This is a genomic window from Pseudomonas sp. GL93, from assembly GCF_003408955.1.
GTDB lineage: Bacteria > Pseudomonadota > Gammaproteobacteria > Pseudomonadales > Pseudomonadaceae > Aquipseudomonas > Aquipseudomonas paracarnis.
Window position 1 is genome coordinate 21,730 of the sequence record NZ_NKRF01000022.1, and the last position, 20,582, is coordinate 42,311.

A 20,582-nucleotide genomic window follows, 5' to 3' on the forward strand; every position below is an offset into this window, starting at 1 on the left:
TTGACCCTTTTTTGTGCGAAGTGGAAACCTATCAGGGATATATAAACGCGCCCCAGCAGCTAATACCGGGCGCTGGCGATGCGAGATTTAACGGCGTCGAGCATTCACGTTATGTGACCCGTGACGTGTTGCCTTGGCTTTCTGCAAGAAAGCGCCAAATTGCCGGGTCTTCACTCAACGCCACATTGAAGCGGAGCCAGGGAGTTGCCTCCAGGCCTGGGCGAAAGATGCAGCCGGGGGACAGCAGGATATTCTGCTTGAGCCCTGCGCGCGCAAGCGCTACAGGGTCGAAATCCTGCTGGCTGCTACCGATCCACAAAAACGGCGTCGGCGCGATGGGCGCCCAGCATTGCCAACCCATTTGTTGGGCTTGCTGGCGGGCGAACAACTGGGCCTGCCACAGGCGATCACGCAGTTTCTGATAACGCTTGCGCTGGCTGCCGTCGTTTAGCATCTGCAACGCCAGATGTTCGCTGAGCTGCGAACTGTAGAGGCCAGTAGTCATCTTGTAGTGTTGCAAGGCTTCGGCAACTGCGGGTTCGGCAGTGACGAAACCAACCCGCAGTGAGGGCGCCATGCTTTTGGAAAGGCTGCCGACATAAATCACTCGCTGCAAATTGTCGAGGGCCGCCAATAACGGTTGGTTGTTTTGTACCAATTGGCCATACACGTCGTTTTCAACGATCCAGCAATCATGCGTATCCGCCAGTTGCAGTACGCGATGGGCCACCGCCGGGCTGTAACTGGAGCCGGTTGGGTTCTGCAACCATGGGTTGGTGAAGAAAGCCTTGGGCCGGTGACGGGCCAACAGCTCGTCAAGTTTCGCTATGTCGGGCCCGTGCGGGGTCCAGGGAACCCCTACGACTTCCACTTTGTGGTCACGCAGATTTGCCAGCAGGTTGATATAGCCTGGGTCATCTACCAGCACACAATCGCCTGGCTGGAGCAGCGTGTTGATCACCAGATTGAGCGCTTGACTGGCACCCTGGGTGAGCACGACTTGCTCACTCTCCACGTACACCCCTCGTTCGCCCAGGTAAGACTGCAGCCATTGCCGCAGGGCCGGAAGGCCACGGGAGTCACCGTATTCTGCGAGTGGTCCGCAGCCACGACCCAGGCTACGCATGGCACGACGAAGGCCAGGCTCATCCACCCAGGAATCCGGCAGGGAACCGCCCCCCGGTGCCAAGGCGTTTGGGGCGGGATCGAACCCGTCATTCAACAACCAATAGACATCCTGCAGGGGTACCGCGCTGCGTTTCTGTTCGATACTCGAAGAGCCCCTTGCGACAAAGAACCCAGCCCCTTTGCGCGCCTCGACATAACTCAAAGCGACCAGGCGATCGTAGGCCTGTACCACGGTGAAGGTGCTGACCTTGAACTCTTTGGCAGCCGATCTGATGGAGGGTAAGCGTGCGCCCGGCGTCAACTTGGCCTGATCGATCAACTGCGAAAAGTGCTGCACCAACTGACCGATACGCGATGTTTTTTGCGGCGAGTTCATTCGAGTGTGCAGCCTTTTCGACCAATACAGGTGCGTTCATCTTAGGGGCAGCTGTGTATGGAATGAAAGCTAATATCGCGTACGTTGGCGTCGAGACATTTACATTTTTATTGTTGCCATGCAGGCCATGGGCATTGTCTTCGTGTATGCCTGCGATCACACCAACGTGTGAGCCATGCCGGTACATACAGCAAGGCCTTTCTCATCTGGTACCGGCTCTGCCGTATTAATCTCTCGTGCCATTCAGGTATCACAATGAAAGTACATCGACATGCACTTATGCCTCAGACCCTTGGAGCACAACGTGAAATTATCAGTATGCATTTTGGCCCTGAGGGGCAAGGGAAGCAGGTGTACATGCAGGCGGGCCTGCATGCCGATGAGCACCCCGGCATGCTGGCCTTGCACCACCTCAAGAACTACCTGCTGGCGCTGGAAGCTGCAGGCCGCCTGACTGGCGAGATAATCCTGGTACCCGTCGCCAACCCGATCGGTCTCGGAAATTTTGTATTCGGGCGCCATCACGTGGGGCGTTTCGAACTGTCCAGCAAAGAGAACTTCAATCGCAACTATCCTGACCTCGCCGAACTGGTGCACGAACCGATCAGCCGTGCACTTGGCGGCGATGCGGGTGCCAACGTCGCGCTCATTCGTCGCAGCATCCACGAACGCCTCGGCGTGTTGCAGCCACGTACCGAGTTGGAGTCGTTGCGCCTGACGTTACTGCGCCTGGCCAGTGCCGCCGACTACGTACTCGACTTGCACTGTGACAGTGAGGCGTTGGTGCATGTCTTCGCGCACAGTAAACAGCAGGACCAGGCGCGAACACTGGGCGGCTCCATAGGCGCCCATGCCATCCTGCACGCCGTGGAGGCGGGTGGCCCCGGCGCCACAACCCATACGTTTGCGGACTCCTTCACCGCGGTCTGGGAGAGGCTGCAACAGCGTTTTCCACATTTGCCAATTCCCATGGCGACCTTCTCGGCCACTCTGGAATTGCGCGGCCTCTACGATGTCAGCCATGAGCTGGGGACACACGATGCCGATGCGCTCTTGGCGTACCTGGGGCAAATAGGCTTGATCACTGATGCAGAGGTCAAGGCAACGCCTGCTCTGTGTGAACCGACACCTTGGGCCGGCGTAGAGATACTCAATGCTCCCCACTCTGGCGTGGTTGCGTACCGTGCGGCACTTGGCAGCAAGGTGGGCCCGGGGACGGCACTGGCTGATGTCATTGATCCGCTTAGCGGCCAAGTCAGTACGCTCTACAGCAACATTGCTGGCGTTTTCTATGCGCGGGTGGTCGAGCGTTTCACCGAAGCCAATACCGAACTGACCTTTGTCGCAGGCAAAGAGCCTGTGCGTTGGGGCTCGCTCTATTGCGCATAACGTTTTCCAGCACCACCAAACGCAAAACAAGCATCAAACACCGTGTCTCTACAAACGCTTATCTTGAACTCCAGGAATATAACAATGAAAAAAACAATTCTGACTCTGTCTGCATTGGTTCTCTGTGGTGCAGTGGGTTCTGCGCTAGCCCAGGATTACAAAGAGCTGCGTTTTGGCGTCAGCCCGTCTTCTCCACCCTTTGAGTCCAAGGCCGCTGATGGCAGCCTCGTGGGCTTCGATATTGACTTGGGTAATGCTATTTGCGCCGAACTAAAGGCCAAGTGCAAATGGGTTGAAATCAATTTCGACGGTCTGATTCCAAGTCTCAGAGCGGGCAAGTTTGACGGTATTCTCTCATCCCTGACAGTCACCCCAACCCGTAAGAAGGTGATCGATTTTTCCAGTGGGCTGTGGTCTAGCCCCAATGCCCTTACCTTCAGAAAGGGCGCCGGTATCAGTGCTGACTTGGCATCGCTCAAAGGCAAGAAAGTGGGCTACCAGCAGGGTTCTATTCAGGAGGTCTTTTCCAAAGCCGTGCTGGACAAGGCAGGGGTAGAAACCCAAGCCTATGCCAACCAGGACCTGATATACGCCGAGTTGGTTTCCGGCCGCCTCGATGCTTCGCTTCAAGACTTGACGCAAGCCAAGTTGGGCTTTTTAAAGTCGCCGCAAGGTGCGGGTTTCGAGGTGAGCGAGCCGGTTTACAGCGAGCTGATGCCAGACACTACAGCAGTGGGGATTACGCAAGGTAATCAAGAGCTTAAAGCGCTTCTGGATAAAAGTATCCAAACGCTGCATGACAATGGCACCTACGCTGCGCTGCAGCAAAAGTACTTTGGCGATCTGAATCTTTACAGCGGTAAGTGAGCCCACGTCGCCCACCTCCGGGTGGGCACTTTCATGATTGCCAAAGGGCTGCCTGATGTTCGAAAACCTATTGCAGATTCTGGGGTTATCCGCCTTTAGCCTGAAGGGTTTCGGCCCGCTGTTGCTTCTGGGTGCCTGGATGACCGTGAAGTTGTCCGTACTGTCGCTGTTGTTGAGTGCGTTGCTGGGGCTTATTGGCGCAAGTTTCAAACTTTCGCGATCGGCTGTGTTGCGCGTTCCCGCGCAGCTCTATACCACGCTGATTCGCGGGGTACCGGACCTTGTGCTGATGCTGCTGATTTTCTACAGCCTGCAAAATTTGCTGACCAGCCTGACGACAGCGCTTGGCTGGGGTTACATCGAAATAGACTCCTTTAGCGCCGGGGTCATTACCATGGGCGGTATTTACGGTGCCTATTTTACCGAGACATTTCGCGGGGCGATCCTCGCCGTGCCGCGTGGGCAAATGGAAGCCGCAACCGCCTATGGCATGACGCGTTTCCAACGTTTTATCTTCGTGGTCTTCCCACAAATGATGCGCGTTGCTCTACCCGGTATCGGTAACAACTGGATGGTGATCCTCAAGGCGACTGCATTGGTTTCGATCATCGGCCTCGCCGACTTGGTCAAGGTCGCTCAGGACGCCGGCAAAAGTACCTATCAGTTGTTTTACTTTCTGATACTGGCCGCCTTGATTTATCTGCTGATCTCCAGCGCTTCAAACTATGTCTTGCGTCGGCTGGCGACGTTCTATGCGGCCGGTTCCCGGGAGGCGATGCGATGATCGAACTTCTGCAGGAATATTGGAGAGCCTTTCTCTATTCCGATGGTCGCCATGTGACCGGCCTGGCGATAACGCTCTGGCTGCTCAGTGCATCGATAGTCATCGGTTTTATACTGTCGATCCCTCTGTCAATTGCCCGGGTTTCAACCAATGCCTGGGTGCGTTTCCCGGTACAGTTCTATACCTATCTGTTCCGTGGCACGCCGCTCTATATCCAGTTACTGATTTGCTACAGCGGGATCTACAGTATTGCGGCCGTGCGCGCCGAGCCAATGCTCGATGCCTTCTTCCGCGACGCAATGAACTGCACCATCCTGGCGTTTGCCTTGAACACTTGCGCCTACACCACGGAAATTTTTGCCGGCGCTATTCGCTGCATGAACCATGGTGAAGTCGAAGCGGCCAAGGCATATGGCCTGCGTGGCTGGAAACTCTACGCCTACGTCATTATGCCGTCGGCGCTACGGCGCTCATTACCCTCCTACAGCAACGAAGTCATTCTGATGCTGCACGCCACCACGATTGCCTTCACCGCCACGGTGCCCGACATACTCAAGATCGCTCGCGATGCCAATTCGGCAACCTTTCTGACGTTCCAGTCATTTGGTATCGCTGCCGCGATCTATCTTGCGATCACGTTCATTCTGGTCGGATTGTTCCGGCTGGCCGAACGTCGGTGGCTGTCGTTCCTTGGACCCGCCCAATAATTGCGTACAGGACACTTGTGCACATGTACAAATTGACCGTTGAAGAACTACACAAAAGTTACGGTAGCCACGAAGTGCTCAAGGGCGTATCGCTCAAAGCCAGAACCGGTGATGTAATCAGCCTGATTGGCGCCAGTGGCTCGGGCAAGAGTACCTTCCTGCGTTGCATCAACTTTCTCGAAACCCCCAATGACGGGGCCATGAGCCTGGACGGCAACCAGATTCGCATGGTCAAAGATCACCATGGCATGCGTGTGGCCGACGGTGTTGAATTGCAACGCCTGCGGACCCGGCTGGCAATGGTCTTCCAGCACTTCAACCTTTGGAGTCACATGACCGTGCTGGAAAACATCACCATAGCTCCGTGCCGGGTGTTGGGGTGCAGCAAAAAGGACGCTGAAGACCGGGCTCGTCGCTACCTGGACAAAGTGGGGCTGCCGGCGCGGGTAGCCGATCAATACCCGGCGTTTCTCTCCGGTGGCCAGCAGCAACGGGTCGCCATCGCCCGCGCTTTGGCGATGGAACCTGAGGTTATGTTGTTCGATGAGCCGACGTCCGCGCTGGATCCGGAGCTGGTGGGCGAAGTGCTCAAGGTTATTCAGGGGCTGGCCGAAGAGGGCCGAACCATGATCATGGTGACCCACGAAATGAGCTTCGCCCGCAAGGTGTCGAATCAGGTGCTGTTTCTGCATCAAGGGCGGGTGGAAGAGGAGGGGCGGCCCGAGGACGTGTTAGGCAACCCCAAAAGCGCGCGTTTACAACAGTTCCTCAGCGGTAATCATAAGTAAACCCATTATCCGAAACGCCTTGAGCGACAAACCAGTCGCTCAAGGCGGCGCTTCTTTTCATGATTAGGCAATCGCACGTGAAAGCGTTTGATCAAGCTTGAGAATATTAACCGGCACATGCTTGTGATACGGCGTCTTGCTGAAGGGGTCGCAATGCGCTCCGCTTGTTAACAGATTGAGCTGAGGCCCTAACGGCTCACTGCCTTTGAACCGCATGCCATAACCATGGGGCAGCGTGACCATTCCTAGCCTCACGCTGTCATCGATCTCTACGGTGACCTCAATCTGCCCATGCGACGATTTGCAGATCACGCGTTCTCCATCAATGATGGTTAACGCGTGAGCGTCGTCAGGGTGCATACGCATCGCGCCATCCTTATCAACTTTTCGCCAAGCTGGATCGCGGAATATCTGGTTAGCGTTGTAGCTACGTCTTTCACCGGCCATCAATATGAAAGGGTAGTCAGTGAAGGGCTGCGCTTCTGTTCTCAGGTCTTTCAGGTCCGCGAGCATCTCGTCGATATGCAGGTGGATCAGTCCGTCGTCATTTTTGACGAGGGTCCATACATCCTCGAACTCATGTTCGCTAATGATGGTGCCAGAATGCCGGCTCAAGATGGCCCTGAATAGTGATGCAGCCAGCGTAAAACGATTGCCCTCGAACCCGGCACGCCTAACGGCTTTGCCGTACTTTGAGGTGTACTCCAGCGCCAAGGGAAGGAAAATGGCTGCGGCTGCCGCTCCTTCTGCCAGTGCGTTACCCAAGGTCCGATAGAGGATGGACGCGCCATATCGTTTCCACGACTTTTTGCGGGCCAATGCTGTTGCAAGGGACGCCAGAAACAGTTGGTGGCCGGTGGCTTTCGGTTCCAGTTTGGCAATCCGTTCAAGAAGGGGAAAGCGATCAGGGATCAGCCCCATTTTTACCAGCAGGCGGGTGTAAATTTCCGGCTCTGGCAGTGACTCGCCATGAGGCTGGAACAGTGGTTTGCGTAGATGGAAGAAGTTTTCAGGAAACTCCAGGTTGAAGCCCGCGGCTTCCCACTTCTCGAATTGCGACGCCGCCGGCAGTACGAAGTGCGCCAATCGAGCGGTTTCAGTCAGTGCAATGTCGACAACCACCAGAAGGTCAAGCGACTTGAATGCACGCTCATATGCCGTAGTGTCAGCTGCCGTCATCATGGGGTTCGAACTGTCGACCCAGACCGCACGGACGCCGCCATGCTCGATCTCATCGGGCAAGATATTAGGTGGGTACAAACCTGAAATGGGCATCATCTGGTAGTGAGTGGTCAGCTTTAATTTCTTGTCACCCATCGTTTTGCGTTCGTCAGTGTTACCGATCAGCGGAATCAAAAAAGTATGCAGATTGTTGCCACCTTTCTTTCCAAAGTTGCCGGTGATCAGATACAGCAACTTCTCCAGGTACGCATTAAGCGTGCAATGCAGGGTTTGCTGCAGACCAAGATCGATCCGTACGCAGGCCGTGTTGGCGGTAGCGAATCCTCGAGCTACGTGGTAGACATCCTCCAGGGGGACGTCGGCACGACGCGCATAGTCCTCGATGGGGAGCGAGAGCAGTTCCTTCTCAAGCTCTTCGAAGCCCGTGCAATGCTTGGATAAAAAGTCGCGGTCCTGCAGGCCTTCGCGAACGATGATGGCCAGCATCGCGCTAAGCAGGAACGCGTCGGTGCCGGGGCGAAGTTGCAGGTGAATGTCGGCTTGCTTTGCGGTCTCGGATTTGCGCGGGTCAACCACGACCATTGTACGGTTCGGGTCCTTCTTGATGGCTTTCAACGTGTCACGGGCATTGGGAATGCCGTGGGACTGAAACGGATTGCAGCCAATGAACAATACATAATCTGCATGTTCGACATCTTCGGTGGTGTGGCAGGTTTGCGCACCAAACATGCGTCCGTTGACCCAGAAGTCCTGGGTTTTTTCTTGTGCCAGCGCGCTATAGACGTAGCGGCTGCCCATCGCGCCGAGTAGTTGCTGCCCATACAGTGCGCCGAGGTGGTTGCCCTGGCCACCACCTCCGACGAAGGCAAAGGCGTCACCTCCCGATTCTTTCTTGACGGCGTTAAGTTTCGCTGCAATCTCCGACAGAGCCTGATCCCAGCTCACCTGGACAAAGCTGCCGTCGGCTTGACGTTTGAGCGGATGTTTCAAGCGATCATCATGATTCTGATAATGCTCAAGCCGAGCTGCTTTCTGGCAAATGTAGCCTTTGGACATGGGGTGATCATCGTCGCCCTTGATCTTGATGAATTTTCCATCCTCGATGTCCACGGTTAACCCGCAGATGCGTGAACAAAGTATGCAGGCGGTTTTTTCAGTGTGCATGCGAGAAGGCTCCTCAGGGTGCATATTTTTTATAGAACGATCGTTCTGTAAAAAGACAATAGTCTCGCTTTTCGAGTCGTGTCAATCCTCGACGCCTGGGCAAATTTTTCTGTGGAACCTTTGACATCGTCAAAATTCGGGAATAGCCTAACGATCGTTCCTCAAACGAACGTTTGAATATGGTGGTTTCACCAGCGGTACTGCCTGGCCCCTTTTTCCACTGCGCATTCATGCGTAGCGCAGAACAAAAAACGTGAGGAGATAGCAACATGACATTCGTGGTTTTGGAGGAGTGCATCCAGTGCAAGCACACCGATTGCGTTGCCGTCTGCCCCGTCGACTGTTTTTACGAAGGGCCGAATTTTCTAGTGATCAACCCTGACGAATGCATTGATTGCGCATTATGTGAGCCTGAATGCCCAGTGGATGCTATTCGCGCCGAGGACGATGTTCCGCACGATCAAGCCGCATTCATTCAGCTCAATGCAGAGTTGTCTGTGCATCCTGGCTGGACGCGAATCACCGTACAGAAGCCAGCCCTTGCTCAACACGCGCAATGGGCAGGGGCAAAAGGAAAGTTGGAGCAACTTGATCGTAACGGGGCCTGACATGAGCTCAGCGGCAGTGTTGCAGGACGGTTTTCGTCGCCCAATTACCTATCTGCGATTGTCGGTGACAGATCGCTGCAACTTTCGCTGCGTTTATTGCATGCCTGAGAAAATGCGCTTTCTTCCTCGGGCTCAGGTCCTGCGCAAGGAGGAGCTTCTTCAGGTTGGCGCTGCCTTCGTCGCTCTGGGAATAAACAAAATACGGTTGACGGGTGGGGAACCCCTTGTCAATCCGGACCTGCCTTGGCTTGTGGATAACCTCTCAGGGCTGCCCGGTCTGGATCAACTGGCGCTGACTACCAATGGCGAACGACTCGATCGTTGTGCGAAGGCGTTAAAAGCCGCTGGCCTGGATTGCATCAATGTCAGTCTCGACAGCTTGAGGCCAGAGCGATTCGCTGAATTGACCCGCACCGGCAAGCTGAAGAGGGTGCTGGATGGGATTCTTGCCGCACAACAAGCTGGATTCAATCGCATCAAGCTAAATGTCGTCGTGCTTCGCGGACGCAATGATGATGAAGTGCTCGACCTCGTCAGGTTTGCTCGGCGCGAGTTGCTGGACATCACCTTCATTGAGGAAATGCCGCTCGGCCATATCAGTGAACATGACAGACAGCTCAGCTTTGTCTCAAGCGATGAAATTAGAACCACGATCGCGCGCGAATTTGCCCTGGTCCTTACCGACAAGACGACGGGCGGCCCTGCGCGTTATTACCGTATGGATGACAGTCCCATCTCGGTGGGCTTTATCTCGCCCCACAGCAGCAACTTCTGCGCCAGTTGCAATCGCGTCCGCGTCACCGCAGAGGGGCGGTTATTACTGTGTTTAGGTAACGAGGATTCAATCGATTTGCGCCAGGTAGTGCGCGAAAACCCCGATGATTCAGATGCGCTTGAACAGACGATTCGCGGGGCCATATCGCTCAAACCTGAACGTCACTATTTCGACCTTAATGAAGCCCCTCAGATTGTTCGATTCATGAACATGACGGGTGGCTAAGCATATTGGAGCCAGCTATGTCATCTGTCGCACCTGAAACCGTACTCAGCGTTCATCACTGGAACGACACGCTCTTCAGTTTCACTACCACCCGGGACCCAGGCCTTCGATTCAAGACCGGGCAATTTGTGATGATTGGCCTGGAGGTTGAGGGCAAGCCGCTCATGCGGGCCTACAGTGTGGTAAGTGCGCATTACGAAGATCACCTCGAGTTCTACAGCATCAAGGTCTCGGATGGCCCGCTGACCTCGCGCCTTCAGCACCTGCAAGTGGGCGATCAGTTATTGATTGGTAGAAAGCCAACGGGTTCTCTGATCATGGACAATCTTAAACCGGGAAAGAACCTGTACCTGTTATCGACAGGCACTGGGCTGGCGCCATTCATGAGTGTGGTGAGAGACCCAGAGTTCTATGAGGCGTTCGACAAGATCATTCTCACCCATGGTGTACGTTGGAAGAGCGAGCTGGGCTACTTCGAGCACATCACGGATGATCTGCCTGATAATGAGTTTTTTGGTGAGATGGTGAAGGACAAGCTGGTTTATTTTCCGACGGTCACCCGGGAAAAGTTTGAGAACCAAGGCCGGTTAACTGACCTGATAGAGTCGGGTGAGTTGTTTGAAAAAATTGGGCTTGCAACCCTCAACCCTGAGACCGATCGCGTCATGATCTGTGGAAGCCCAACCATGCTCAAAGACCTGGTAGCCATTCTGGAAAAACGCGGATTTGTCGAAGGTACCAGTCATGCGCCTGGTGATTACGTTATCGAGCGGGCGTTTGTGGAGAAGTAACAACGGATCGCCCCTTCATGCGAAGGGGCGACTCGAGGTTAACCGTACAGGCTCTTTGAGGGCCTTTGAGTACGGCTATTGATCTTCCAAGGCTTCGAACATTCGTTTGGCAGAGAGCCTGCATGCCTTGAGCACTTCGTCGCGACTCCTGTCGCTAGACATCGCACGGGCCATCGTAACGGCACCAATGCTCATGGCAAGAAGCGCCCATGTTGTGTTGCCGTCATCGACGGCCTTGTTAATTTCGCGTTGAATGCTTTTGATGGAGTCTTCATAGATCTTTTTGACCTCGTCACTGGACCGAGCGACCTCTGCGCTCAATGATGGAAGGACGCAGCCTTCTTCTGGCGATTCGATATGCCGGACGCTCATGTAGGCCAACGCTTGCTTGAGAGCATCTTGCTTTGAGGCGTCTGGTTTGCATGCGAATCTTTCGCGCGAGCCTTCAAGCTCAGCCTGTATGACCTCGCCCAACAGGTCCTGCTTGGAGGCGAAGTGATGGTAGAACGAAGAGCCTTTGAGCCCAGCTGCTCCCATCAGTCCATCAACACCTGTGGTTCCAAAGCCGTGTTTCTTGGCCGTCGCCCCAGCGGCCTCAACAATACGGCGACGAGTGTCTTCTTTGTGTTCAGCGGAATAGCGCATGATGAGCCTCGATAGTCGATCTGGACTCAATATAGCAAAACGAGCGTTCGATGAAAGACCGGCGCAATATTATCGGCCCCGTCGAGCCGGCTTGACCGGCGCTAGGGCAGGGGAGAGGTGCATCAAGCTGCCCGGAAAAACAGCGTGAATGTCGTCCCCACGCCGAGCTGGCTGTTGCATTCGATCTTGGCGTTATGTCGTTGCACCACGTTCCTGACTATCGCCATCCCCAAGCCGTAGCCACTTCCACGGGTATTGGCAATGCCGAATTGGCTGAACTCATCAAACAGGCTAGGCAAGTCTTCTTTTGAAATGCCCCGGCCTTCATCGCTGACGGTGAGGACTATTTCCGCATCACAGGGTGCGAGCGTTATACGTATTACCGTATTGGGCTCACTGTATTTCACCGCGTTCTCAAGTAAGTTAAAGACTGCGCGAGTCAGTAACTCCTCGGATCCATTCATCACGCAGGTGTCATCGTCGGTGAATGTATGTTCTACCCGTATCGATTTCTGTTTGGCCAGCGGCCAGATTTGGTCTATCGCATCAAGGACCGCCGCGCCAATGAATACTGGTTCAAACGTTAGCGGTTTAGAGCGTATCTCCGCTAATTGTATAAAGCCGTCAGTCAGGAACAATGTGCGCTCAACCTGATGTTCTATATGGCGGCGCAGTTCTTCGTGGGGCAGACGGTCTTTAGCTTTTTGTTGCATTTCCAACAGGGCAAGAATGGCTGATTGTGGCGCCCGTAAATCATGGGACAAAAACCGTACCATGCTGGTGCACTGTTCTTTGGCTAAATGCTCTACCGTCAGGTCGAGAAAAATAAGAATCCAACCCGTGAGTTCGCTTTTCTCAGTATCCAGCCGTGCCAGTTGCATTTTATAGCTTCGGCCGGAGGTCGCATGGATAAATTGTCCGTCCAGACGTTCCACGGAGGTTTCGCTATGAGACCATGGAGAATGGTACTGAGGGTCCTTTCGAGGCTGCTCCAGGGTAAGCAGGACCTGGAAAATATTCTGACCCATTAAAGGTTGTGAAGTGTATTCAGGCGTTTCTTCCAAGCAGGCGGCGCTGGTATTGGCCAGCTTTACGATGCCAGTAGGATCAACGATAAAAATTGCCAAGGGCAGGCTTTCCAAGCTTTGCATAATGAAGCGTTGTGAGTTGTGAACGTGGCTAATCAGAGATTCCACAGCGAGCGCGTTTGCAATCGCTTCATCACCTTGGCCGCTGATGTTGGGCGGTGTGTGCCCTTTAAGCTCGTGATCCATTTGGCTTAGTTCTAAGCCGTGAAAAGTCACCACTGCATTTAGTCGGCGCCAATTCCAGAACGCATACGCTGCAAAAATACCGAGCATGCCGATACTGGGAGCTGACCACCACCCCAAAAAGAGGAGTAGCAGTGAGAATGTTAACCGGATGATGATTAACCCTAAACATAAGAAGAAGGGCCGGCGTAACTGAAAGGTGGAGAGCAGGGTTAGCAGGGTTAATACGCAGGCACTTGAAATGCTGAAGTTAATCCATTCAGGTAGTTTTTTTATTAACAGCGGATCAGAGGCGATATTGAGTAGCTGATCGTTTTTTGTTGAAAACAAGAGTGCAGCGTTATCGTAAATAAGTTGGTCCAGCGACCATTGATAAGTACCAGATAAATAGCCTAATGCTGGCAAGATGAACAATGCGATGATGACGGTTTCGTGGATGATTTTTTGGCGTAAAAGCTGAATGCTGGACATGATGAGCAATCGTCCCGAGGAGGATAAACGTTGAGTTTTTATTGTGATTTACGGTGTGAGCTACAGGAGGATAGCTCAGCGAAGGGGCGAGCGCTGTTCTACACTGCAGAGAAACGCGGAAAAAGACAGGCGCCAATGCAGTGCGTTCTCGTTTGTGGTGGCGTTAGGGCTTGGCCTTAAGCTGACTGTCTTTACAGGTCTTGCAGGTGGTTAGTTCAAGTTCGTTCAAGTTTGTTCAAGCAGGCGATCATTAAAACCTTCGCCAACTTGGTTGCAGACAGAGGTTTTTCCAGTATTCCCAGGAAGCTGAAATCAGCTCGATTGACGGCACAAATCGTTTTCAGGCATTGAGGGGTAGGTTGGGTGTTCCCGATTAACGCAAAGTGGCGGGTAAGGTTACCCTTCGACAGCTTGAGGATCAGGTCGGTCAGCTCGCTGGCTTCCATGCTGGTGCTAAGCAGGGCTGTGTCATAGGGCGCGTGTGGCGCGGTGAGGGTCGTCAATGCTTCCTGGCTGCTGAGCGCCGGATAGGTGTTGAAGTATCCGACCTGACCAAGTTCGCTCAAGGTGTCCATGAGTTGAAAGGGCCAATTTTCGACCACCAGAATGCGAACATTATTTTTTGCAATATCTATCACTTTGGAGGGGCCGCTAATAGAATGTTTTCATGGGGACTCAGAGGCCCACAGGCCAGGATGGACGCTGTGTCTGCACCCACCTGGCATTTTTAAGGAATCACCGTGCATAGGAGCATCCTAATAGATACACATCGAGTTTTTGCGTTTCGGTGACAATTGTTCAGGGTTCGCAGACGATGGGTTGTCTCGCACTTTGGTATTAGCACGTTGGCTAGGAGCTTTCAGATGCGTATTGCTATTCTTGATGACGAGCCGGTAGAGCTTGAGCTTTTGCATGACGCCATCGATTCCTATCGCCTGAATGATGGGACGTTTCCGATTTGCGTGGCTTTTTCGAACAGCCCGGATTTATTACGCCAACTCAAGCGAGAAACCTTTGATCTGATCATTCTCGACTGGGAGGTTGCAGAAATCAGTGGCTTACAGATGTTGCAGTGGATCAAGGAGCACCTCGAGCCGGTTCCGCCTGTGATTATGTTGACCTCGCGCACGGCGGAGAGTGATGTGGTTCAGGCACTGAATGCGGGTGCTAATGAGTACATCAGCAAACCCTTTCGCCAGGGCGAGCTGTTGGCTCGGTTGAGGAATGTTATTCGTAATTATCAGGCGCAAGAAGCTGAGGCGGGGGAAACGCTGAATTTTGGCAATATCCAGTTCAGTCTTCAAGATTCGAAGGTCAGCGTCGATAAGACGCCGGTGGCTTTAACGCTCCGTGAGTTTAAATTGGCCTTGTTATTATTTAACAATCAGGGGCGGCCCTTGTCTCGTAATTATCTGTACGAGCATTTGTGGGCGCGAGGGGAGGCCCTGTCATCGCGTACGCTGGATACACATATTTATAGAGTGCGTAATAAGCTAAAACTGACCTCTGAACACGGTTGGGTATTAAGCACTGTGTATGGCTTTGGTTACCGTCTTGAGGCGTTAGGCGAGGAGAGGGTTACTGAAGAGGCGTAACGCGAGCAGTGCAGGGCCGGTAATCCGGCCCTGAATTTTTCAACGCTCATGTGATTGAAGCGTGAAACTGCTCGGTATGGCGCGGGTCGCGTTAGCGTTCGCGAAGCGCTTCCCGACCCTTGTTGAAAGGTTTTATCAAATAAGACAGGATGGTTTTTTCTCCGGTATGGATATCCACTGTCGCAATCATGCCTGGAACAATGGGCAGTTTTTCGTTCGACTTGTTGGTCAGTGAGTCGGAATCGGTAATTATATAGACTCTGTAGTAATACACATCTCGGTGGACATCGTCCTGGAGTGTGTCAGGTGAAATCAGAGCGACTTTGCCTGGCAGCCCACCGTAAATCGAATAATCGTAGGCCGAAATCTTCACGGTTGCCGCTTGGCCTGGGTGGATGTAAGCAATGTCGCGTGGGGCAATACGTGTCTCTACCTGCAAACGTTCATCCAGTGGCACGATTCGCATGAGTTGGCCATTGGGTGGGATCACGCCTCCAATCGTATTGACCTCAATATCCTTGATAACCCCGCGTACCGGGGAGGTAAAAGTTAAGCGGGTCAACGAGTCATTTCGCCCACGCGTCACAGACTGCTGAGCTTCGACTTCGGCGTTGGCCTTGGCCAGTTCTTCGCGAGCCTTTACCAAGTATTGGGTGCGAATATCGGTGTACTTGTTTTGCAGTTCGTTGAGTTGGCGCTTCAAGCGCAACACCTCGACCGCACTGGCTGCACCGCGTGCTACCAGCGGAGTGGTCAATTGTAATTCCGAGCGGATGAGCTGCATGGCTTCATCCAGGCCCGACAGCGTTTTTTTCAGGCTCTCGCGACGGGATTGATAAAGTGCCGTTTCTGCGGCGACCAAACCTGGCTCTTCAAGCACCTCTTTAGGGAATTCAAGAGCCGTTCCGTTCACTTCGGCCATCAAACGTGCAGAAGTCGCCTGGGCGGCTCGACTGCGTGAGGCACTTTCCTCAACGGCCGATTCGATGCGGGTGGGGTCTAGTTGGGCAAGCACTTGACCCTTTTCGACGATATCGCCTTCCTGAATATTCAGGCCCGCCAAGACTCCGCCTTCCAGGGACTTGACCACCTGTTCCTTGGAGGAGGCAATGACCTTGCCAGTGCCCGTGGAAACTTCATCGAGTTTGAAATACGCAGCCCAGGCAGTGAAAGCTATCAAGGCTAAGGCGATGCTCCAGACCAATTTCGAGGCGCTGGGGAGTGCTTTTTCAGTCAGGCCGAAGCCGTCGAGATGCTGAGTGTCCGGCACGCGTTGGGCGGGCTGGCGCGAATCAGGTGGGAGGGCAGGGGTAACTACGTTACGAGGCATGGCGGTGGCTTCAATTGAAAGATGGTAGGGTTATCTGGCAGCCCAGATGTCTATTGTTTTGGGGCGAGCTGCGCCAGAATTTGCTCTTTGGCGCCATCCATGACGATGCGTCCGCCCTCAATTACCACGATGCGCTCAACCCATTTCAGCACGGCTAATCGGTGTGTCGCGACCACCAGAGTTCGGCCTTCCAGCCATGGCGCAAGGCGTTCCAGGACGTGTTGTTCGCTGACATCGTCAAATGAAGCGGTCGGTTCATCCAGTAAAACAGTATTGGAAGAACGAATAATGGTTCGCGCCAGCAACAGTGCTTGCTTTTGGCCGCCTGAAAGACCGAGCCCACCTTCCATTATTTGATAATCCAGACCACCTTCCTGTGTTTGGACCAGGTTCAGGGCGCCGCTTAACGAAAGCGCTTCGAGTATTTCACTGTCAGTTGCCATCGGGTGGCCAAGGGTGATGTTGTCGCGAACAGTACCGAAGAAAAGACGTGAATTTTGGGTCAACAGGCTGACGTCTCGTCTTACATCCGCTGGATCAATCAAGCTCAGTTCAAGCCCGTCAAGTTTGATCGTGCCAGTTAAAGGTCTGTGCATGCCCGCTAACAGCTGCAGCAATGTGGATTTGCCCGCACCGTTTCGACCCAGGATCGCAATGCGTTCACCGGGTTGGATATGAAGTTGGTGGATCTCGAGTGCGTTGGCTTTGTCTTTGTCGCTGTACTTGAACGTGATGTCGCTCATCGCGAACGAACCACGGATGACGGGGCGATGTAAAAGCTTGGCGTGTTCAGGATGATCCACCGGCCGTTTCATCAGTTCGTCCAAACCATTGAGTGCGACTTTCGCTTGCTGCCAGCGGGCAAACACACTGGAAATTTGTGCGAGTGGCGCCATCATTCGCGACGCAAGAATAGAGGAACCCACCAATGCGCCAGTCGTCATATCGCCATTCATGACCAAATAGCAGCCGCCCAACAGCACTGCGGCATAGATTAAACTTTGCAACTCTTGGGTCCACGTCATCAGCAAGTTGATAATGTGGCGTTGCTTAATGGCGATCTCGGCCGAGACGGCGTGCAATTGGTTCCACTGATTTTGGAAGCGTGGTTCTGCGCGCAGTAGCTTGATGTCTTCAATGCCCTGTACCGCTTCCACCAGCACCGCATTGCGTAATGCCGACTCACGCATACCTTCGTTGGACAACCGAGCCAATGGCCTCTGCGCTATAACGCCCGGCAGAATCAGCAAGGGCAGGGCACCCAGTGCGATGTACACCAATGGGCCGCCGGTCATATATAAAATCACCAGAAACAGCAAAACAAAGGGTAAATCGGTGACTGTGCTGATAGTGGTTGATGTAATCAGTTCGCGCACTTGTTCCATTTCGCGTATTTGAGAAATAAACGTGCCGGTGGATTTGGACCGCACATCGTTGCGCAGGCGCAGCGCATGGCCGAAAACCAAGTCGGTAATTTTCAGGTCGGCCCGTTTGCCGATGAGGTCGGCGATACGAGAGCGTGACATGCGCAGGATGAACTCAACGCTGATGGCAATCGCTACACCGAGAAAAAGTACCCACAGTGTGGATTCCGATTGGGCAGGCACGACCCGATCATAGACCTGCATGGAAAAGATAACGCCGGCCAGGGCCAATACGTTCGCGAACATCGCGGCTGCGGCTACATCGCCATAGCGTTTCCAGTCGCGTAGTGCCACGCTCCAAAACCAGTTTGATCGATAAGGTTTGATGTAATCATCGACGCGAGCATCGGAGACGGAAGACTCCGGGCGCAGTATCGCAACTCGTACCGCGCGCTCGCTTAGTTGGTTGAAGGTCAGGCTGATAAACAAGCCTTGCTCTCCGCTGGTGAGTAGGCTCACGTTGCCGCCTGAGTCGGCTTTATCAATGACAGCGACTTGTCCATCATCGAGTTCCACTACCAAGGGGAGGCGCCACGGGTCGAGCGCTTTTTTGGAGAATGCCTCGAATCGAAGCTGCAGACCCATTTGTGCGGCCATGCGTTGTAGGACTGTGTCTGGAGAGTTGCCACGCTCCCAGGCCAGCGATACACGGATTGTTTCCTCGGAGACGCCCATCCGATAGTGTTTTGCAATGTTGAGCATTGCTTCCAGCCAAGGTAGGTATTGCGCGGCGATGCTCATTGCTGAATCTCAATCTGTTGAATGGATGTATTGTTCAAGGCGTAGGCGTCCCGGCTATATCCGGCAGCGCCGATATACGTGATCAAGCCGAGCCAGAAGTCATGTCGGGCAGTTTCTTGCTCCGCTGCGGACTGGTAGACCTCTTGCTCGGCGTTCAGCAGATCCAGTACCGATCGAGTGCCTACACTGTATTGTTCCCGATAGAGCGCACGGGTTTCGGTCATGGTGGCCATGCGCTGGCCCAAAATGCCCAGGCGAGTGCGGGAGCCGAGCGCTTGCTCGCGAGCGCGTAGCAGAATGTCCTCGGCAGAGAGTTTGGCTTCGTTGATGCTTGAGTCGGTGCGATCGATGGCTGAGGTCGCGCTGCGGATTTGTGCCGAAACTGCCCCGCCTTGATAAATCAACATCGAGCCGGTGAGCATTAATGTGTTGTAACTGCCGCGCTCTTCACCGGTGCTTGGGTTGGTACCGCTAATTGCCTGATTGGTGGCGGCCTCCAATGCGATCGTCGGGTACCGTTGGGCCTTCGCATTTTCCAGTTGGCCATAGGCGGATCTGCGATCGGCTTCGGCGGCCAGGACGTCGGGTAACGATGCAAAATCAGGAGTACTGTCCAATCGCGCCGAGCGTTCGAGATCGGCGGGTGGATCCTCTACTTCGGTGGGTAAGGGGTTGCCCACCAACGTAGATAGCCGCGCACGCCATTGTCTCAGCAGTGTGGCGACCTGCTGTGCGTTGGCCTCTGCGCTCTGTAATCGAGTGCTGGCCTGGACATAATCTGACTGTGCGGTGAGGCCGGAGTCCGCCCGTAATTTGACCATCTCCAACACACTTTGCACCGCTGTAACCTGTTCCTTGGCGATTTGCAGCAGGCTTTGCTGGCGATGAACCTCCAGCATGGTTTCGGCGGTTTGTTCAGCGATAGTGTCGATTTGTTTGAGGAGGAGTGCCTGCTGTTTGATGACCTGGCCTTCTGCTTGCGTCACCGAGCCGCTGACCTTGCCAAAATCAAGGAGCATTTGCGAAACGGACAGGCTCGCTATCTGACCATTACCGTAAGAGTTCACTCGCCCGGCATTGATGCCGGCGCTGATTTTTGGGTAGTAGCCAGCCTTTGCGACGTCGACTTGGCCCATCTGTTCGGAAATGGTCGATGCGACCGATGTGATGGACGGATGGCGATTGACGGCAATATGGATCGCCTCTCGCAGGCCCAGAGTGTCTTTTTGAAGAGCGTTGCTCCCATGACGGTTTGCTGAGTCGGATTTGATGTCCAGTTCATCAGCCAAACGGTTCGAACTCAGGCCCTGTACGGGTGTCGGTTTTTCTTCCGAAAGCCAAGGTAGATTGAGATCCCGCGCCTGAGCTGTGTGACTGAGCGTTTGGATTATCAACATGCCAAGCAGCAAGCTGCGTGATGTGAACATGTGTTTCTAATTTCCTGATTAATAAATAAAATTTAACTCGCGACCGACAGTTTTATTTGCTGGAAATCCATGGTCAGAAATAGAAAGATAACGGCTTGGCGAATAAGGGTTTATGTGTGAACGTTAGTTTTCGAGTTCAAGATTGATATTTTTGAGGGCTCGAATGATCCACAGGTTAGCATTGAGAGGGGGGACGGCTAGCTAACTTGTCAATTGTTCACAATTGGGTCTTTGATATTTCCGTTGTGAATAACTTTGGGTGTTTTGAATACGTAATTGATGGATTGAGTGTTCAGCGTCGCGACCTTGTTCGGGTGACTCCCCAGGAGGAGGGTGATATTTCCTGATAGGGGCGCTCTATTAAGTGAACTTGCAGTCGATTGTGAACAATCTTGAAGTGAGCAGTTTTCTAGAAGCGAACACTGTATTTTTACGGCAATCGTGTTGCTCGTCTGCCGTGTTCTGTTTTTAGAGGTTTTATAATGGTTAACTTGATAGCTGTTGTTAATAAAAGTACGCACAAAGAAGTCACTGTTTCCGGGTCGGAGTTGACCCTGGATGCTCCGTCGGTAGTGCGTTTGTCGGCTAAGCCTTCCGACGTAAAAAATATGGAACGCCAAGGCGGTACGTTAATCGTCACCCTGACGTCTGGCGCAGTTATCAAGATCCATGGCTTCTTTTCTGACCAGGGCGAGCAGCAAAACGATTTGGTGCTGCAGGACAATAAGCAACTGTGGTTGATGGAGCTTTCCCACGAGGGTGGGCTCGCCAATCAATTCGTGCCTATAGACTCCATCGAGCCTTTGCTGGTCAACGAGCATTTTGATCTTGCGGCGTTGGCGTGGGTGCTTGGAGGCGTAGGGGCGGCAGGGTTGGCCCTTGGCGGTTGCGGGT

18 protein-coding genes are annotated in these 20,582 nt (G+C 53.6%); 10 read left to right on the forward strand and 8 right to left on the reverse strand.

Annotated elements, in window-relative coordinates:
* Positions 1-109: 109 nt before the first annotated feature.
* Positions 110-1,504, reverse strand: coding sequence for a PLP-dependent aminotransferase family protein (locus tag CER19_RS05145; RefSeq protein WP_116665611.1), 1,395 nt, complete (start codon positions 1,502-1,504; stop codon positions 110-112).
* A 318-nt stretch (positions 1,505-1,822) separates the two neighbouring features.
* Here CER19_RS05145 and CER19_RS05150 point away from each other — a divergent pair, with 318 nt between their 5' ends.
* The 5 genes from CER19_RS05150 (at position 1,823) to CER19_RS05170 (ending at position 6,039) form a co-directional block, all read left to right on the forward strand.
* A complete protein-coding gene (locus CER19_RS05150) occupies positions 1,823-2,893 on the forward strand; it encodes a succinylglutamate desuccinylase/aspartoacylase family protein (protein WP_256660384.1) in 1,071 nt (356 codons plus the stop codon).
* Positions 2,894-2,977: 84 nt separating this feature from the next.
* The gene (locus CER19_RS05155) at positions 2,978-3,760 is read left to right on the forward strand and encodes a transporter substrate-binding domain-containing protein (RefSeq protein WP_116665613.1); all 783 of its coding nucleotides are present in this window, start codon (positions 2,978-2,980) and stop codon (positions 3,758-3,760) included.
* A gap of 55 nt (positions 3,761-3,815) precedes the next feature.
* A complete protein-coding gene (locus tag CER19_RS05160) occupies positions 3,816-4,544 on the forward strand; it encodes an ABC transporter permease (protein WP_116665614.1) in 729 nt (242 codons plus the stop codon).
* Complete coding sequence (locus tag CER19_RS05165) at positions 4,541-5,251, forward strand: ABC transporter permease (protein ID WP_116665615.1); 711 nt, start codon at positions 4,541-4,543, stop codon at positions 5,249-5,251. Before CER19_RS05160 ends, CER19_RS05165 begins: the two co-directional genes overlap by 4 nt.
* A 23-nt stretch (positions 5,252-5,274) precedes the next feature.
* On the forward strand, positions 5,275-6,039 hold the full coding sequence (locus CER19_RS05170; protein ID WP_116665616.1) for an ABC transporter ATP-binding protein: 765 nt from the start codon (positions 5,275-5,277) through the stop codon (positions 6,037-6,039).
* A gap of 63 nt (positions 6,040-6,102) precedes the next feature.
* Here the strand turns inward: CER19_RS05170 and CER19_RS05175 are convergent, their stop codons facing one another.
* On the reverse strand, positions 6,103-8,385 hold the full coding sequence (locus CER19_RS05175) for a molybdopterin-dependent oxidoreductase (RefSeq protein ID WP_116665617.1): 2,283 nt from the start codon (positions 8,383-8,385) through the stop codon (positions 6,103-6,105).
* A gap of 269 nt (positions 8,386-8,654) precedes the next feature.
* Between CER19_RS05175 and fdxA the strand changes: the two genes are divergently transcribed.
* The 3 genes from fdxA to CER19_RS05190 are packed head-to-tail and all read left to right on the forward strand — an operon-like array spanning position 8,655 to position 10,784.
* Entirely contained in the window at positions 8,655-8,993 is a 339-nt protein-coding gene (gene fdxA / locus CER19_RS05180) for a ferredoxin FdxA (RefSeq protein WP_116665618.1), read from the forward strand.
* A gap of 1 nt (position 8,994) precedes the next feature.
* A complete protein-coding gene (gene moaA / locus CER19_RS05185) occupies positions 8,995-9,993 on the forward strand; it encodes a GTP 3',8-cyclase MoaA (RefSeq protein ID WP_116665619.1) in 999 nt (332 codons plus the stop codon).
* A 17-nt stretch (positions 9,994-10,010) separates the two neighbouring features.
* Complete coding sequence (locus tag CER19_RS05190) at positions 10,011-10,784, forward strand: ferredoxin--NADP reductase (RefSeq protein WP_116665620.1); 774 nt, start codon at positions 10,011-10,013, stop codon at positions 10,782-10,784.
* A 75-nt stretch (positions 10,785-10,859) separates the two neighbouring features.
* Here the strand turns inward: CER19_RS05190 and CER19_RS05195 are convergent, their stop codons facing one another.
* From CER19_RS05195 to CER19_RS05205, 3 genes are all read right to left on the reverse strand, one after another.
* Positions 10,860-11,429, reverse strand: coding sequence for a TetR/AcrR family transcriptional regulator (locus CER19_RS05195; protein WP_116665621.1), 570 nt, complete (start codon positions 11,427-11,429; stop codon positions 10,860-10,862).
* A gap of 122 nt (positions 11,430-11,551) precedes the next feature.
* Positions 11,552-13,171 (reverse strand): ATP-binding protein, encoded by a 1,620-nt coding sequence (locus tag CER19_RS05200; RefSeq protein WP_116665622.1) that lies wholly within the window; start codon positions 13,169-13,171, stop codon positions 11,552-11,554.
* 215 nt (positions 13,172-13,386) lie between these two features.
* A complete protein-coding gene (locus tag CER19_RS05205; RefSeq protein ID WP_116665623.1) occupies positions 13,387-13,809 on the reverse strand; it encodes a hypothetical protein in 423 nt (140 codons plus the stop codon).
* A gap of 225 nt (positions 13,810-14,034) precedes the next feature.
* Between CER19_RS05205 and CER19_RS05210 the strand changes: the two genes are divergently transcribed.
* Entirely contained in the window at positions 14,035-14,766 is a 732-nt protein-coding gene (locus CER19_RS05210; protein WP_116665624.1) for a response regulator transcription factor, read from the forward strand.
* 91 nt (positions 14,767-14,857) lie between these two features.
* Here the strand turns inward: CER19_RS05210 and CER19_RS05215 are convergent, their stop codons facing one another.
* From CER19_RS05215 to CER19_RS05225, 3 genes are read right to left on the reverse strand one after another with little or no spacing between them, the layout of a single operon-like run.
* Positions 14,858-16,096 (reverse strand): HlyD family efflux transporter periplasmic adaptor subunit, encoded by a 1,239-nt coding sequence (locus CER19_RS05215; RefSeq protein WP_116665625.1) that lies wholly within the window; start codon positions 16,094-16,096, stop codon positions 14,858-14,860.
* Positions 16,097-16,146: 50 nt separating this feature from the next.
* Positions 16,147-18,261 carry a type I secretion system permease/ATPase gene (locus CER19_RS05220; RefSeq protein WP_116665626.1) on the reverse strand — a complete coding sequence of 705 codons (2,115 nt, stop codon included), beginning with the start codon at positions 18,259-18,261 and terminating at the stop codon, positions 16,147-16,149.
* Entirely contained in the window at positions 18,258-19,688 is a 1,431-nt protein-coding gene (locus tag CER19_RS05225) for a TolC family outer membrane protein (protein ID WP_116665627.1), read from the reverse strand. Before CER19_RS05225 ends, CER19_RS05220 begins: the two co-directional genes overlap by 4 nt.
* Positions 19,689-20,170: 482 nt before the next feature.
* Here CER19_RS05225 and CER19_RS05230 point away from each other — a divergent pair.
* Positions 20,171-20,582 (forward strand): BapA prefix-like domain-containing protein (locus tag CER19_RS05230; RefSeq protein ID WP_133298309.1); only part of this gene is annotated, 412 nt, incomplete at its 3' end.

What these genes read in the sequence shown, in the direction of transcription:
- CER19_RS05145 (WP_116665611.1), bottom strand. Translation starts at nt 1,504, where the DNA reads ATGAACTCGCCGCAAAAAACATCGCGTATCGGTCAGTTGGTGCAGCAC.
- CER19_RS05150 (WP_256660384.1), top strand. Translation starts at nt 1,823, where the DNA reads ATGCATTTTGGCCCTGAGGGGCAAGGGAAGCAGGTGTACATGCAGGCG.
- CER19_RS05155 (WP_116665613.1), top strand. Translation starts at nt 2,978, where the DNA reads ATGAAAAAAACAATTCTGACTCTGTCTGCATTGGTTCTCTGTGGTGCA.
- CER19_RS05160 (WP_116665614.1), top strand. Translation starts at nt 3,816, where the DNA reads ATGTTCGAAAACCTATTGCAGATTCTGGGGTTATCCGCCTTTAGCCTG.
- CER19_RS05165 (WP_116665615.1), top strand. Translation starts at nt 4,541, where the DNA reads ATGATCGAACTTCTGCAGGAATATTGGAGAGCCTTTCTCTATTCCGAT.
- CER19_RS05170 (WP_116665616.1), top strand. Translation starts at nt 5,275, where the DNA reads ATGTACAAATTGACCGTTGAAGAACTACACAAAAGTTACGGTAGCCAC.
- CER19_RS05175 (WP_116665617.1), bottom strand. Translation starts at nt 8,385, where the DNA reads ATGCACACTGAAAAAACCGCCTGCATACTTTGTTCACGCATCTGCGGG.
- fdxA (WP_116665618.1), top strand. Translation starts at nt 8,655, where the DNA reads ATGACATTCGTGGTTTTGGAGGAGTGCATCCAGTGCAAGCACACCGAT.
- moaA (WP_116665619.1), top strand. Translation starts at nt 8,995, where the DNA reads ATGAGCTCAGCGGCAGTGTTGCAGGACGGTTTTCGTCGCCCAATTACC.
- CER19_RS05190 (WP_116665620.1), top strand. Translation starts at nt 10,011, where the DNA reads ATGTCATCTGTCGCACCTGAAACCGTACTCAGCGTTCATCACTGGAAC.
- CER19_RS05195 (WP_116665621.1), bottom strand. Translation starts at nt 11,429, where the DNA reads ATGCGCTATTCCGCTGAACACAAAGAAGACACTCGTCGCCGTATTGTT.
- CER19_RS05200 (WP_116665622.1), bottom strand. Translation starts at nt 13,171, where the DNA reads ATGTCCAGCATTCAGCTTTTACGCCAAAAAATCATCCACGAAACCGTC.
- CER19_RS05210 (WP_116665624.1), top strand. Translation starts at nt 14,035, where the DNA reads ATGCGTATTGCTATTCTTGATGACGAGCCGGTAGAGCTTGAGCTTTTG.
- CER19_RS05215 (WP_116665625.1), bottom strand. Translation starts at nt 16,096, where the DNA reads ATGCCTCGTAACGTAGTTACCCCTGCCCTCCCACCTGATTCGCGCCAG.
- CER19_RS05220 (WP_116665626.1), bottom strand. Translation starts at nt 18,261, where the DNA reads ATGAGCATCGCCGCGCAATACCTACCTTGGCTGGAAGCAATGCTCAAC.
- CER19_RS05225 (WP_116665627.1), bottom strand. Translation starts at nt 19,688, where the DNA reads ATGTTCACATCACGCAGCTTGCTGCTTGGCATGTTGATAATCCAAACG.